Below are 14,646 nucleotides of genomic sequence, written 5' to 3' on the forward strand. Positions count from 1 at the left end.
AATCATGAGGGAAGGTCGATGAACCTGAGCAAGTACGCACTGATCGCCGCGTTGCTGCTGGGCAGCAGCGCGGCAATGGCCGAAGGCGGCGCCGAGCGCACCAAGGCGTTCTGGGCCGAGTTTCGCAAGAGCCAGGAGCGGGTGCATGGGGAGGGCAGGAAGGAGGTAGCGCAGAAGAAGGAGCAGGTGCAGCAGCAGGTGGTGAAGGACTGACGCACGCCGTGTTCGCAAGGGCCTCTGCGCCGGCAAGGCCGGCTCCTGCAGGCGAAGAGGCCCCCTTCTGATTACTTGCGCGCCACCAGCACCGCCCGCCTGGGTGCCGGCAGGCCTTCGACGGTTCGGGTCGGGTCGGTAGGGTCGAGGAAGTCGCTCAGCGACTGGTAGCGCATCCAGTCGGTGCTGCGTTGTTCCTCGACGCTGGTCACGCTCACATCCACGCAGCGCACATCGCTGAAGCCGGCGCGACGCAACCAGCGCTCCAGTGCCGGCACCGAGGGCAGAAACCATACATTGCGCATCTGCGCATAGCGGTCTTCAGGCACCAGCACCTGATGCTCGTCACCCTCGACCACCAGGGTTTCCAACACCAGTTCGCCCCCCTTGACCAGGCAGTCCTTGAGCGCCAGCAAATGCTCGATCGGCGAGCGGCGGTGGTAGAACACCCCCATCGAGAACACCGTGTCGAAACCTTCCAGGTTGGCCGGCAGGTCTTCCAGGGCGAACGGCAAGTGCCAGGCGGGAAGGTCCGGCAGGTAACGCTGCACGGCCTGGAACTGGCAGAAGAACAACCAGTTGGGGTCTACGCCGATCACGCTGTCGGCGCCGGCGCCGAGCATGCGCCATTGGTAGTAGCCGTTGCCACAGCCCACATCCAGCACGCGTTTGCCGCGCAGGTCCAGGTGCGGCGCGACCCGTGACCACTTCCAGTCCGAACGCCATTCGGTGTCCACGTGCACGCCGAACAGGTCGAACGGGCCCTTGCGCCAGGGCGACAGGCCCATCAGCGCGGTGCGCACCTGTGCGCGGGTGGCGTCGTCGCAGTCGCTGTCCAGGCGCAGGCCGTGCAGCAGGTCGACCTGGCTGGGCTCCAGGGCCGGCAGCGCATCCAGTGCGCTTTGCCAGCGCTCCAGGTCGCCATGGCCCTTTTCCAGCTTGGCATCGAGTTGCGCCTGCAGGCCTTGAGCCCAGTGCGCCAATGGGGTGCCCGCCATGCGGCGGACCAGGGGAGTCAGATCGATCATGGCAGGGCAATCAGCGAGGCGAAGTTCAGGCACTGGAACCACGGCACCACCTGCGAGAAACCGGCTGCCAGCAGGCGCTGACGGTGTTCCTCGAGGCTGTCGGGTTTCATCACGTTTTCGATGGCACTGCGCTTCTGGGCAATTTCCAGTTCGCTGTAGCCGTTGGCGCGTTTGAAGGCCACGTGCAGATCGGTGAGCAGGGCCTGCTGCTGCGGGTCGGCAAAGCGCAGCTTCTCCGACAGGATCAGTGCGCCGCCAGGCACCAGGCACTGGCGAATGCGGCCAAGCAGGGCCAGGCGTGCCTGCGGCTCGATGAACTGCAGGGTGAAGTTCAGCGCCACCACCGACGCCGGCTGCAGGTCCAGCGCGGTGATGTCGGCCTCGATCACCTGCACCGGCAGCAACTCCTGGTGCATCGCGTCCTGGTGGCTGAGGTATTCGCGGCAGCGCTCGACCATGGCCGGGGAGTTGTCTACCGCCAGCACCTTGCAGCCCTCGCTGCGTACATGTCGGCGCATCGCCTGGGTCACCGCACCGAGCGAGCTGCCCAGGTCGTACAGCAGGGTATCGGGCTGGGCGAACTGGGCAGCCAGCACGCCGATGTTCTCGACGATCGTCGGGTAGCCGGGCACCGAGCGCTTGATCATGTCGGGGAAAACCCGCACGACATCTTCGTTGAAGGTGAAATCGGGGACCTGCGCCAGCGGGGTGGCGAACAGGCGATCGGGCTCTTTGCTCACGGGCAATCCAGGCGTTCGGCGGTAAAGGGCCGGCATTTTAGCCAATGTTGCAACAGGATGCATGGCCGACTGACCGGCGCGGCTGGCCGCTGCATTCCAATGCCGGCTTCGAGGAAAGCCTGCCGGCTATTTGTCTTGCCGGCGGGTCCTTAGAGTGAAGTGGCTTGACCCTATTGGCTCACTCACAAGGAATGTGAAATGAAACTCGAACCTGGCGCGCGCTCGTACGATACCGGTGAACTGGAAAAGGAAGCGGCCCTGCTGCCCAGAAACCTGATCGAAGGCATGAACCAGCGTGATGGCGAAAACGAGGGAGGGCTGACGCTTTCCCGCGAACATATCGTCACGCTCAATCAGTATGTGAAGTATGTCACCGGCCTGCCGACCGAAACCGCGTCGCTGGTGCCCTGGCTTGGCTACACCGACATCAAGGAGCCGGTACTGTCGGTCAGTGCCATGCGCACGACCTTTCTCAACCTGCACAAGCATGCCCGCGCCTGGGGCACGCTGTCCGACGAGTGCAAGAAGCTGTCCGCCGAGCTGGGGGTGTGTGCCCGTGGCATCAACACCACCGGCGAGGGGGTGATGCAGGAATGCGAGAAGACCAAGGCCCTTGGCGGGCGGCGTGATACGTGGGAGTCCGTGCAGTTCGCAGCGCCGGTTGCGTTGAGCTTCGGCGACCGGGAGATCGTCTCGTCGCTGGTGGACTACATGGAGGTGCTCAAGGATGAAGTCGAGCATTTTCACGCGCGTGTAAGCAGTGTGCGCAGCCACACCGAAACCTTTCGCGACACCGCGCGTTTCGAGCTGATGAACGAGGTCGCCCTCAAGACCGACGCCATCGAGCGTCACCAGGCCAGCGGTGCCACCCAGGCCCTGCGCGATGAGCTGGCGCAGCTGGACAAGGAAATCGACAACCTCAACAAGCAGTACGACGAGTACGTCAAGGCGGCCCTGTCCGGGCTGGCGGCCGGCCCGCTGGGGGCGGTCATCTCAGGCTCGATCTACGGCTCCAAGGCCGAAAAGGTGCGCAAGACCCGCAACCGGGTGCAGAAGGAACGCAAGGCTGTCGGGGCGCGCCTGACGGCGGCGGTCAACCTGGAGGGACGCCTGCAGGTACTCACGACCCATATGGATGAACTGGCCACCCGCCTGCAGGAGGTGGTGACCGCTTCCTCGCACCTGCAGACGGCCTGGCAGACCATCGGCACCTACATCGAAGCGTCCATCGAAAAGCTCGAAAAGATGAACGACAGCCGGCAGCTGGGCATTTTCATCATCCATTTCAGAAACTTTCTCTCGCAGTGGGCGTTTATCGAAGCCTGCTCCATCACCATGAGCCGGGTCTTCGACGACACGCTGTGGGCCCAATAAGGAGCTACCCATGAGCAACATTCTTCAATTTCCGCTGGGCTGGGATGATCCGCAGTTCGACAGGGTCCTGCGTGCCGGTGCCGCCTACCTGAAGGCCGCCCAGGACAGCCGCTATGCCTTCCTGCCCCTGTTGCACGAGCGTGTGGAGCGCAATGCACGCTGTCTTGACGACAATCTCCAGCAACTGATGCGCCATGCCGATCGCATCATCGTCGCGATCAAGAGCAATGACCTGGGCGGCCTCGAAAAGGACATCGACCCGAACGATGATCCCGAGGACATTGCGCAGTATCTGGAGGTGGCACAGGACGCCATCGGCGAGATTGCCGTCAAGCTCAACGATCAGTTGGGGCAGTTGCGCACGGCCACGGCTCAGATCACGGCCATCCCGGTCTATGACTCCAGTGCCGACAAGGCTCGCTATCAGGGCGAGCTCGACAGGCTGGCGGCCAATAGCAAGGCCTGCGAAGACGAACTGGCCGTGCGGCGCGAGGCCCTGGCCAGTCTTGACGAGGCGATCAAGGTACTTGAGGCGGCCAAGGTGGAATCCACCTTCGGCGGCCTGTTGCCGACCACCGAGCAGCTCAAGGCGGCGGCGGATGTCATCGCCACGGGCGGACTGTCGGTCGAGGCAGTGCAAGGCGCGCTGAAGAAAATTGGCGAAATCATCGGTGCGGCAATGGAAGGCATGCGCTATGCAACGATGCTCGAGCAGCGCCGAGGGATGCAGAAGCAGCACGATGAACTGCAACTGCAACTGACCGCGATGGCACGGGACAAGACGCGCCTCCAGGCCCAGTGCCAGCACCTTGAGGCTTATGCCGAGCTGGTCACGTCACGCGAGCAATGGCTGGCCGGCATCAGGCGCATCGCCGTGCAACTGAAGCCGGTTTGGGATCGGCTCATCGCCTGCAGCATCGACGATGTGCAGGCGTTGAGAGCGGTCAGCGAGCTGGTCGAGGCGTTGAAAGCCTACAAGAAAAAGATCAAGGCCGAGTATGTTGCCGGCCTTTGAGTGAAGGGCGCAAGGCGCTGCAGGCTGTGCTGGCCAGCAGCGCCTTGCGGCTTCTGGATTGCTCTGGTGATGACCCACAATGAACAACATTATTCAAAGACTGAGGCATCCACTGCCTCAGGATGAGCTGGATACCCAGATAGCCCTGATTCCGCTGCAATTGGTGCAGGATCTGGAGGAGGAGGGGCGAATCGACCTGACGTTCACCCGCGAACACGTTGCCGTGCTGGATGCCTACATGGACCATGTGATGGCGATTCCGACCCGACGGGAGGCCTTTCTGCAGTGGTTGGGATACTACCGTCACCCGGACCCCGAGCTCGACTTCTACCCGATGCAGGTGTTGTTCCATCGCATCAACCTCCACGCCGACTCATGGGGGCGGTTGAAGCAGAAAAGCATTCAGTTGCCCATCGCGCTGATCAACTGCGCCAGCTCCATCAGCCTGTCAGGCGAGCGTGCGCTGCTGGCCTGTGAACGTACCAAGGCGTTGGGCGGGCGCAGGGAGGCTTGGCAAGGCGTGCAGTTCGAGGTGCCCGTGCAACTGGATGCACCAGACCGAACCCTTGTGCTGGAGATGGCACGGTGGGTGGCCAACCTCAAGAACTCGGCGGGCGTCTTCCAGTTCCAGGTCGGCGAAGTACGCAAGGAGACCGACAGGTTTCGTGATGACGCCCGGTTCGAATTGAGGCCGGCACTGGGGCGCAAGATCGAGCGCCTGGTGGCATCCGGCACAAAGGAAGGGAACCTGGGGCTACTGGCGCAGCGCATGCGAAATCTGGTGGTACGCCTGGAAGACGTCACCACTGCTGCGTCGCACCTGCAGACCGCCTGGCAGTTCATCGAGACCTATCTGGACGCCTCGATCGGCAAGTTGCACAGCATGCAGGACAGTCAGCAACTGGCCAGATTCGTCATTCACTTCAAGAATTTCCTGGCGCAGTGGTCATTCATCGAAGAGTGCGCCAGGCGTCTTCAGAAACGCCTCGAGTAAATGCTCCGCGGCGCAGCCTCAGCGTACCTGGATGTCGCAGTCGAAGCTCATCGCCGGCTTGACCTCCGGTGCCCAGGGTTGCTGATACACCAGCAGCAGGTGGCCGCTGCCGCTGGCGCTGGCCTTGAAGCGCCACAGCGATCGGCCGGCACTGCCCACCAGGCCGGTGTCTTCGGGGTTGCTGTAGACCTCGGGGCCCAGCGCCGCAAGTACGCCGTTGGCCGGATTCTGCAGCAGCCAGCGATAACCGGTACTGGGGTTGCTGGGCAACGCCAGGGTGATGGCCTGGCCGACATCGAGCGTGACCGGGCACTGGCTCTGTTTTTCCACCAGCAGCGGCTGTGGAGGTGTGGGCTGGCTGGCACAGCTGGCCAGGAGTATCAGGCTCGAACTCAGTAACACACGGGATGCGGTCATCATGACTCCTGGCTCGGGGAGGGTCCGGGCAGCCGATAATAGGGAAAGTGTGCTGCGTTGGGAAGATTCTCACGCTTCGCTGCCGGGTGCCCGCGCGGGCTGCCTGCAGCCCGCGCTGTTTCTGTTACCGCTGTTTCAGAACAGCACCTTGGCCACGTCGCTGAAGCGCCTGGCAAAATGCACCTGCAGGCCGGCCTTCAGGTAGCCGGGCAGTTCTTCGAAGTCGCCGCGGTTGGCCTCCGGCAGGATCAGCTCGTGGATCTTCTGCCGGCGCGCCGCAATCACCTTCTCGCGTACCCCGCCAATCGGCAGTACCTGCCCGGTCAGGGTCAGCTCGCCGGTCATGGCCACGCCTTTTTTCGGTGCCTGGTCGCGTGCCAGGGACAGCAGGGCGCTGGCCATGGTCACCCCGGCGCTCGGGCCGTCCTTGGGCGTGGCCCCTTCGGGCACGTGCAGGTGAATGAACGACTCGTTGAAGTAGCCTACCTCACCACCGTACTGCTTGAGATTGGCGCTGACGTAGCTGTAGGCGATCTCGGCGGATTCCTTCATCACCTCGCCCAGCTGGCCGGTGAGCTTGAAGCCACGGTTGAGGGTGTGGATGCGGGTCGCCTCGATCGGCAGCGTGGCGCCGCCCATGCTGGTCCAGGCCAGGCCGGTGATCACGCCCTTGCCCGACAGCACCTGCTCGCTGCGAAACACCGGCATGCCGAGTGAAGCTTCGAGGTCCTTGGGGCCGATCTTTATCACTGCATCGGGTGTGTCGATCAACTGCACCACGGCCTTGCGCACCAGCTTGCCCAGTTGCTTCTCCAGCTGGCGCACCCCGGCTTCACGGGCATAGCCTTCGATAACCGTGCGCAATGCGCTGTCGCTGATACCCAGGCTGGCCTTGGCCACGCCGGCCTTGGCCAGTTGCTTGGGCCACAGGTGACGCTTGGCGATGGCGACCTTTTCCTCGGTGATGTAACCGGACAGGCGGATCACCTCCATGCGGTCGAGCAGCGGCCCGGGGATGGCATCGAGGGTGTTGGCGGTGCACACGAACAGCACCTTGGACAGGTCCAGGCGCAGGTCCAGGTAATGGTCGAGGAAGTCGACGTTCTGTTCCGGGTCCAGGGTTTCGAGCAGGGCCGAGGCCGGGTCGCCCTGGTAGCTCTGGCCCATCTTGTCGATCTCGTCGAGCATGATCACCGGGTTCATCACCTCGACGTCCTTGAGCGCCTGCACCAGCTTGCCCGGCTGGGCACCGATGTAGGTGCGCCGGTGGCCCTTGATCTCGGCCTCATCGCGCATGCCGCCGACGCTGAAGCGGTAGAACGGCCGCCCCAGGGACTCGGCGATGGACTTGCCGATGCTGGTCTTGCCCACGCCCGGCGGGCCCACCAGCAGCACGATCGAACCGCTGATCTCGCCCTTGTAGGCGCCCACGGCAAGGAACTCGATGATGCGATCCTTGATGTCATCCAGGCCGGCGTGGTGCTGGTCGAGCACCTTGCGTGCATGCCTGAGGTCGAGCTTGTCCTTGCCGTACACGCCCCAGGGCAGGGCGGTGGCCCATTCCAGGTAGTTGCGGGTGACGGCGTACTCGGGCGAGCCGGTCTCCAGGATCGACAGCTTGCCCATTTCTTCGTCGATGCGCTTTTGCGCCGCAGCGGGCAGGGTCTTGCCTGCCAGGCGCTGCTGGAACTGCTCCAGGTCGGCGCTGCGATCGTCCTTGGTCAGCCCCAGCTCCTGCTGGATGACCTTGAGCTGTTCCTTGAGGAAGAACTCGCGCTGGTGCTCGCCGATCTGGCGGTTCACCTCGGCAGAGATCTCGTTCTGCAGGCGTGCCACCTCGACTTCCTTGCGCAGCATCGGCAGCACCTTTTCCATGCGCTTGAGCATGGGCACGCAGTCGAGTACTTCCTGCAGCTGGTTGCCGGTGGCGGAGGTCAGGGCGGCGGCAAAGTCGGTGAGCGGCGAAGGGTCGTTGGGGCTGAAGCGGTTGAGGTAGTTCTTCAGCTCTTCGCTGTACAGCGGATTGAGCGGCAGCAGCTCCTTGATCGCGTTGATCAGGGCCATGCCGTAGGCCTTGACCTCGTCGGTCGGCTGGCTGGGCTGGTGCGGGTATTCGACTTCCACCAGGTAGGGCGGGCGGTGGTGCTTGAGCCAGGTGCGGATCCGCACGCGGGTCAGGCCCTGGGCGACGAACTGCAGCTTGCCGTTCTCGCGGCTGGCGTGGTGCACCTTGACCAGGGTGCCGTACAGCGGCAGGGCCGAGGTATCGAAGTGGCGATGGTCTTCGGGCGGGGTGTCCATGAAGAACAGCGCCAGGTTGTGATGCGGGGTCTTGGCCACCAGGTCCAGGGTCTCGGCCCAGGGTTCTTCGTTGACGATCACCGGCAGTACCTGCGCGGGGAAGAACGGGCGGTTGTGGATCGGGATCACGTAGACCTTGTCCGGCAGTTGCTGGCCGGGGATGGCGAGGGTGCGACCGGTGTGGTCGGAGGCGTCGAGATGCTCGACTTCAGCGTCTTGGTCGGGATGTTCGGGGAGATCCTGCTGGTCGCTCATGGGGCACCTGCGTGAATGACTATGGTGCTTAGATGGGGCGGGAGGGGGGAGGTTTCAATGGGCGGACAGGTATGTGCAGTGCCGGGCGGCCCCTTCAGCGACAAGGCCGGCGAAGGGCTGCACGGCAGCCCAGGTTCAGCGGTCGATCACTGCGCCAGTTTGTAGGCGATCACGTAATCGCCCATCTTTGTGCCCAGCGAACCGTGCCCGCCAGCCATCACCAGCACGTACTGCTGGCCATCCTTGCCGGTGTAGGTCATCGGCGTGGCCTGGCCGCCAGCCGGCAGGCGCGATTTCCACAGCTCCTTGCCGGTGTTCACGTCATACGCACGCAGGTACTGGTCCAGGGTGCCGCTCAAAAAGCCCAGGCCGCCGGCCGTCACCATCGAGCCGCCCATGCTCGGTACACCCACCGGCAGGCCGATCGGAATCGGCGAGCTGTCGCGGCTGGTGCCGTTCTTGTGCTTCCACACCACCTTGTTGGTGGTCAGGTCGATACCGGCCACATAGCCCCAGGCCGGGGCCTGGCACGGTACGCCCAGGGGCGACATGAACGGGTGCATGATCACCGCGTAAGGTGCGCCGGTGTTGGGCTGCACGCCGCTGGTCTCGCTTTCGCGCTTGCTGCCCTCGGCCACTTCGGCACGCGGCACCATCTTCGACACGAAGGCCATGTAGTTGGGGCTGGTGAACAGCAGCTGACGCACGGGGTCGACCGACACGCCGCCCCAGTTGAACACGCCCACGTTGCCCGGGTAGATCAGGCTGCCCTGCTCCGACGGCGGGGTGTACTGGCCCTCGTAGCGCAGTTCGCGGAACTGGATACGGCACAGCATCTGATCGAACGGGCTGGCGCCCCACATGGCCGCCTCGGTCAGGTCCGGGCCCAGCAGGTTCAGGTCCGAGCGGGCCTGGGTCGGTGCGGTGTGGTCGCCCTTGACCGCGCCCTGGGGCGCCGGGATCTCGCGGATCGGCACGATGGCACTGCCGTCACGACGGTCGAGCACGTACAGGCTGCCCTGCTTGGTCGGTGCGATCAGCGCAGGTTTGACGCCGTCGGCGGTCTTCAGGTCGAGCAGGGTCGGCTGGCTGCCGACGTCCATGTCCCACAGGTCGTGGTGGGTGAACTGGTAGTTCCAGCGTACCTTGCCGGTGGCCAGGTCCAGGGCGACGATGCCGGCACTGAACTTCTCGGCACCTGGGGTGCGGTCGGCGCCCCACTGGTCAGGGGTCTGGTTGCCCAGTGGCAGGTACACGATGCCCAGCTTCTCGTCGACGCTGGCCAGCGACCACATGTTGGCCGAGTTGCGGCTGTAGGTCTTGCCCGGTGCCAGCGGCGCGGTCTCGTCCGGGTTGTCGCTGTCCCAGTTCCAGACCAGACGACCGTCATGCACGTCGTAGGCACGGATCACGCCCGAGGGCTCGTTGGTGGACTCGTTGTCGGTGACGTGGCCACCGATGATCACCAGCTCGCGAGTGATCGCGGCAGGCGAGGTGGAGTAGTAGCCACCGGCGGTGAACGGGCCGATGCCCTGGGTCAGGTCGACCACGCCCTGGTTGCCGAAGCCTTCGCAGACCTTGCCGGTGTCGGCGTTGATCGCGATCAGGCGCGCATCGGCGGTGGGCAGGTACAGGCGACGCGGGCAGCTGCGCACCACGGCCTGGCCGGCTTCGGAGATTTTCGGCGCAGGGGCGCCGTCCATGTTCACGTAGTTGTTTTCGTCGTAGTACGACACGCCACGGCAGGTCATGTGGGCAAAGCCCTTGAAGCCCACCGGGCTCTTGATCTGCGGATCGAAGCGCCAGATCTCGGCACCGGTATCCGGGTCCAGGGCCAGCACCTTGCTGTGCGCGGTGCAGGCATACAGCTTGCCATTGACCTTGAGCGGGGTGTTCTCGTTGGTCAGCTCGACCGGGTCATCGCTGGTCGGCAGGTCGCCGGTACGAATGCGCCAGGCCTCTTCGAGCTTGTGCACGTTGTTCGGGGTGATCTGGCGCAGCGGCGAGTAGCGGTCACCGAATTCGGTGCGCCCGTAGGCCTGCCAGTCGCCATCGGGCATGGCCGGCGCGGTGCTGCTCAGCTCGGTGCTGTCGCGGCCCAGCTCGCCCTTGATTTCACCCGGGAAGGTGAACTGGCTTGCCACTGCGGTGGCGCCCGACAGCACCACCGCCAGGCTCAGCAGGCCGGTGTTGAGCTTGCCGGGTTGGCCCAGCAGCGGGCGGCGTGCCCACGGCAGCAGCAACACCACGCCCAGGGCGAACCACAGCGACAGGCGCGGTACCAGTTGCCACCAGTCCAGGCCGACCTCCCACAATGCCCACAGGGTGCTACCCAGCAGCACCAGGCCGTACAGGCCCAGCGCGGTGCGGCGCAGTGCCAGCAGCAGCACGCCCGACAGGGCAAAGCCGATACCGGCGATCAGGTAATACAGCGAGCCGCCGAGCTGGCTCAGCTTGATACCGCCGGCCAGCAGCGCCAGCCCCATCAGCAACAGCAGCACGCCGAGCAGTCTCGGCAGCCAGCGGGTTCTACTCAAGGCACCATCAGTGCTCATCGTGTGTTCTCCATCAAGGTGAAAAGGTTCGAGCCGCAGGGCCCGTTCAGAAGCTGCTCTGGATCTTGAGGCCGCCGATCAGCGCGTCGTCCACGTGCCCGACCCCGCCCGGGTGGCGGATGTACTGCAGGTTCGGGCGCACGGTCAGCCACTGGGCCAGGTGGATGCCGTAATACAGCTCGGCGCTGTACTCGGTGTCCTGGACGGGCAGGAAGGCGGGGTTGTCGTAGTCGAAGAGGGCATTGGCGCGGTTGCGGGCCTCGGCGTTCCTGCGATAGGCCGGGTTGACGTGCACGCGAGCGAGGGCGAAGCCGATGTCGTCCTTGGCGCGGGCATCGAACAGCCCTTTGTAAACCACACCTGCCTGAACATAGTTGTCGATGGCATTGGTCTTCTTGTCGTGCAGCGTGGCATTGGCAAAAACGCTCAGGCCACGTGAGTGATCGCTGGCCAACGACGTCACCTGCTGCTGTGCCCCCAGCCAGAACCCGTGCTTGCTCGAGCTGCTGCGATAGTCCTGGCCACTGAGGGCTGCCGGTTGGCCGTTGCCGTCCTTGTAAACATCTTGTGCCTTGGCACTACTGTAGTAGTAACCGGCGCGATATTCCCCTTTGAGGCCGTCGATGGCCGGCGTCCACACCAGTTCCACCGGCAGTACCGCGCCCTGGGTGCCGCTGCCGCTGAGCTTGAAGCCGTTCTGGCGCTCGAGGTTGGAGGGGTTCTGTTCGTAGGCACCGACCTGGGCGTAGAGTTCCGGCGTAAGGTGGTACTTGACGCGCAGGGCCCACTGGCTCACCGGCCAGTTGTACCAGATGCTGCCGGCCCAGTTGCCCACCTGCGAGCCGCAGAAGGCCAGGTTCTGGAAGTCGCAGGGGAAGCTGTTGAAGTCCTCGCCCTGGCCGAAGCGCCCGACCTTCACGTCGAGGTCGCCGTCCAGGTACGTCTGCTTGAACCACATCTGGGTCAGCCGCCAGGTCTGGCCACGGCCCCAGACTTCCTGGGCCGAGGTGAAGCCGCCCACCCGCGGATCGTTGATGCGATCGTTGCTGATGTTGTTGCCGTGGCGCTCGGTCACGGTCAACTGGAATTCGGCGCCCTGCCAGCCGAGGATCTTCTGCAGGTCCAGGTGGCTGCCCAGGCTGAACTGGTCGCTGTAGCGGGCGGTGTTGCTGTGGTCGTGGCCACCGTGCAGGTTGCTGCCCATCTCCCCGGTGTAGCCCAGGGTGAAGTCGTAGCCGCGCTCGGCCAGCGCCGAGCGTGTGCCGCCCCAGTCGCCGAGCATCCAGGGCGAGTCGCCGTCGAAGAGGGGGGCGGCCTGCAGGCTGCAGGCCAGCGTGCTGGCGGCCAGGCCTGCCAGCAAGGTCGCGGCGGCGGGGGGCAGATGATTGAACTGATGCATGAGATAGCGCTGTCTTTTGATTGTTGGAAGAACGGCAAATTGCCCGAGATGCAGGCATCGTCGAGGGCAAGGCAGTATCAGGAATAGGTGAAGCGGTTCAGCTTGAGGCGGGGAGGATATAGGCGAACGTGCCGGAAAAAAAGCCGGATCAGCAAGAGTGACCGTTGCCGGATGGGTAACAATCCGGCAACGGTGTGGGTTCAGAAGGTGGTTCGCAGGCCTACCTGGACGCTGCGACCCGGCGCTGGGGCGATGTCGCGCAGGATCGAACTGGCATAGCGTACGGTCTGGTCGGTGAGGTTTTCGCCGCGCACGAAGGCCAGCCATTCACTCTGGCCGATCTCGAAGCGATAGCCCACGCTGGCCCCCAGGGTGGTGTAGCCGTCGGTGCTGGTTTCATTGGCCGGCTTGCGATGCTGGCTGCTGGCATGCTGCACGTCGACCCGTGCCTGCCAGCGTTCAAGGTTCCAGGTCAGGCCGCTGTTCAGGCGCAGCGGGGCAATGCGTGGCAGGTCTTCGCCGGTATCCAGGTTCTTGGCGCGGGTGTAGTCGCCAGACAGTTCCAGGGCGAAGCTGCCGTAGGCGTTTTCCAGCAGTTGCCAGCGGTCCTGGGCTTCGATGCCGTAGAAGCGGGCGCGCACGCCGTGATAGAGGTATTCGGGCACGTCGCCATGCTCGTGATCATGGTCGTGATCGTGATCGTCATCCCCGTGATCGTGATCATGCCCTTCGCGCAGGTTGCCGCTGGCCAGCAGGCCTATGTAGTTGCGGAAGTGGCTGTAGAACACGCCCACGCTGCCCTTGTGCGTGCCGTTGTCGAAACGCAGGGCCAGGTCGCTGGAGATCGCCTTCTCCTTCGAAAGCCCCGGGTCGCCCACCTCGTAGGTGCCGGTGGCGACGTGAGCGCCATTGGCATACAGCTCGTAGAAGGTCGGTGCACGTTCGGTGTAGCCCAGGCTGGCGGCCAGCGACCACACCGGGGTCAACTGGTACACCGCACCCGAGGACAGGCTGGCGGCGGTGAAGCTGCTGGCGCTGTCGGCCTGGGCGAAACGTTCGCTGCCCTGGCTGTCGGGGTCGACCCGGGTGTGCTCCAGGCGTGCGCCCAGGCTCAGGTCGAGGCGGTCGGTGGCCTTCCACTGTTCGAGCACGAACAGCGCCAGGCTGTCGGTATCGGTCTGCGGCACGAAGGCTTCTTCGCCCAACGCCGAGAACTCGTTGCGGGTGACCTGGGCGCCGATCACGCCTTCCACCGGCCCCAGCGGCTGGTGCCGAGCCTCGACGCGGGCCTCGTAGCCCTTGTTCTTGAAGGTGGTATGCACCTCGCCGCCTTCCAGCTCCTGATGCTTGTAGTCGGTGTAGCCGGCGTCGAACTTGAGCGAGCTGAACGGGCCGTCGAGGTCGCGCAGTTCGGAGGCAAAGGCGTAGTGGTCCTGTTCCATGGCCAGACGCACGCCGGGCTCGGCCACCGAACCGTAGTTGGCATCGTAGCGGCTGTAGGACAGGCCCGCGTAACCGTGTTCCCAGTTGTACGAACCGCCGACGGCACCACCGTCCTGGCGCCCGTCGCTGTTTTCCAGGCGATGCTTGCCGCCGGGTTCGTCGGCATCGCGCACCTTCGAACTGCGGGCGTAGCCGGGGATGCGCAAATCGTTGAACTGGCGGCTGTTGGCGTCCAGGTGCAGGGCGAAGCGGCCATCGCCGGCTTCCAGCTTGCCCGCACTGCTGCGGGTGGTGTCGGCGCCCCCGTAGCGCAGCTCGCCGGCACCATGAATGCCTTGCACCGGCGCGTCGGGGATGCGGTTGTCGAAGGTGTTGACCACCCCGCCGATGGCATTGCCACCGTAGAGCAGAGCGGCCGGGCCGCGCACGATCTCGACGCGCTCGACGTTCACCGGGTCCAGTGGCACGGCGTGGTCGTACGACAGCGAAGAGGCATCCAGTGCACCCACGCCGTTGCGCAGGATACGGATCCGGTCGCCGTCCAGGCCGCGGATCACCGGGCGGCTGGCGCCCGGGCCGAACCAGGTGGAGGCGACGCCGGGCTGGGTGTTCAGGGTTTCGCCCAGGCTGCCCTTTTGCTGCAGGGTCAATGTGTCGCCTTCGAGCACGCTGCTGGGGGTTGCCAGCGGGGTGCCCAACGGGTTGGCGGTGATGACCTGGGGTTGCAGTTCAACCGCGTGGCTGGGCAGCGAGGCCAGCCACAGTGCGGCGGCAAGGGGGGAGAGGTGGAGCGGCAGGTGACGCATGGTGGGGTCCTTGGCAGTTATCGTTTTGGTTACAATATAACATTACCGTAAAACAATAAATGCCAAGGTGCTGTCCAGAGCCTTCGCGGTCACTAGAATCACCTCA

Annotated in this window: 11 protein-coding genes; 4 read left to right on the plus strand and 7 right to left on the minus strand. The window is 64.5% G+C overall.

Annotated elements, in window-relative coordinates:
* Nucleotides 1-18 precede the first annotated feature (18 nt).
* The gene (locus FW760_RS09615) at nucleotides 19-213 is read left to right on the plus strand and encodes a co-regulatory protein PtrA N-terminal domain-containing protein (protein WP_058540951.1); all 195 of its coding nucleotides are present in this window, start codon (nucleotides 19-21) and stop codon (nucleotides 211-213) included.
* A gap of 71 nt (nucleotides 214-284) precedes the next feature.
* Here FW760_RS09615 and cmoB read toward each other — a convergent pair whose 3' ends face one another.
* Both cmoB and cmoA read right to left on the minus strand, forming a co-directional pair.
* A complete protein-coding gene (gene cmoB, locus FW760_RS09620; protein ID WP_043862015.1) occupies nucleotides 285-1,241 on the minus strand; it encodes a tRNA 5-methoxyuridine(34)/uridine 5-oxyacetic acid(34) synthase CmoB in 957 nt (318 codons plus the stop codon).
* Complete coding sequence (gene cmoA / locus FW760_RS09625; protein WP_173925038.1) at nucleotides 1,238-2,017, minus strand: carboxy-S-adenosyl-L-methionine synthase CmoA; 780 nt, start codon at nucleotides 2,015-2,017, stop codon at nucleotides 1,238-1,240. The genes cmoB and cmoA overlap by 4 nt, the downstream gene beginning before the upstream one ends.
* Nucleotides 2,018-2,179: 162 nt before the next feature.
* On the opposite strand from cmoA, the gene FW760_RS09630 reads away from it, so the two are divergent.
* From FW760_RS09630 to FW760_RS09640, 3 genes are all read left to right on the plus strand, one after another.
* Nucleotides 2,180-3,355, plus strand: coding sequence for an alpha-xenorhabdolysin family binary toxin subunit A (locus tag FW760_RS09630; protein WP_446443756.1), 1,176 nt, complete (start codon nucleotides 2,180-2,182; stop codon nucleotides 3,353-3,355).
* 10 nt (nucleotides 3,356-3,365) lie between these two features.
* Entirely contained in the window at nucleotides 3,366-4,370 is a 1,005-nt protein-coding gene (locus FW760_RS09635; protein ID WP_058540954.1) for an alpha-xenorhabdolysin family binary toxin subunit B, read from the plus strand.
* A 79-nt stretch (nucleotides 4,371-4,449) separates the two neighbouring features.
* On the plus strand, nucleotides 4,450-5,364 hold the full coding sequence (locus tag FW760_RS09640; protein ID WP_054914765.1) for a hypothetical protein: 915 nt from the start codon (nucleotides 4,450-4,452) through the stop codon (nucleotides 5,362-5,364).
* An 18-nt stretch (nucleotides 5,365-5,382) separates the two neighbouring features.
* Here FW760_RS09640 and FW760_RS09645 read toward each other — a convergent pair whose 3' ends face one another.
* From FW760_RS09645 to FW760_RS09665, 5 genes are all read right to left on the minus strand, one after another.
* Nucleotides 5,383-5,781, minus strand: coding sequence for a protease inhibitor I42 family protein (locus FW760_RS09645; RefSeq protein WP_043862010.1), 399 nt, complete (start codon nucleotides 5,779-5,781; stop codon nucleotides 5,383-5,385).
* A gap of 135 nt (nucleotides 5,782-5,916) precedes the next feature.
* On the minus strand, nucleotides 5,917-8,337 hold the full coding sequence (gene lon / locus FW760_RS09650; protein WP_043862009.1) for an endopeptidase La: 2,421 nt from the start codon (nucleotides 8,335-8,337) through the stop codon (nucleotides 5,917-5,919).
* A 146-nt stretch (nucleotides 8,338-8,483) separates the two neighbouring features.
* On the minus strand, nucleotides 8,484-10,892 hold the full coding sequence (locus tag FW760_RS09655) for a glucose/quinate/shikimate family membrane-bound PQQ-dependent dehydrogenase (protein WP_446443757.1): 2,409 nt from the start codon (nucleotides 10,890-10,892) through the stop codon (nucleotides 8,484-8,486).
* A 46-nt stretch (nucleotides 10,893-10,938) separates the two neighbouring features.
* Nucleotides 10,939-12,291: a carbohydrate porin gene (locus tag FW760_RS09660; protein ID WP_116052177.1), complete on the minus strand. Its 1,353-nt coding sequence runs from the start codon at nucleotides 12,289-12,291 to the stop codon at nucleotides 10,939-10,941.
* A gap of 200 nt (nucleotides 12,292-12,491) precedes the next feature.
* Entirely contained in the window at nucleotides 12,492-14,540 is a 2,049-nt protein-coding gene (locus FW760_RS09665) for a TonB-dependent receptor (RefSeq protein ID WP_116052176.1), read from the minus strand.
* Nucleotides 14,541-14,646: the final 106 nt, after the last annotated feature.

It is taken from the genome of Pseudomonas sp. 1176_21 (assembly GCF_052850635.1).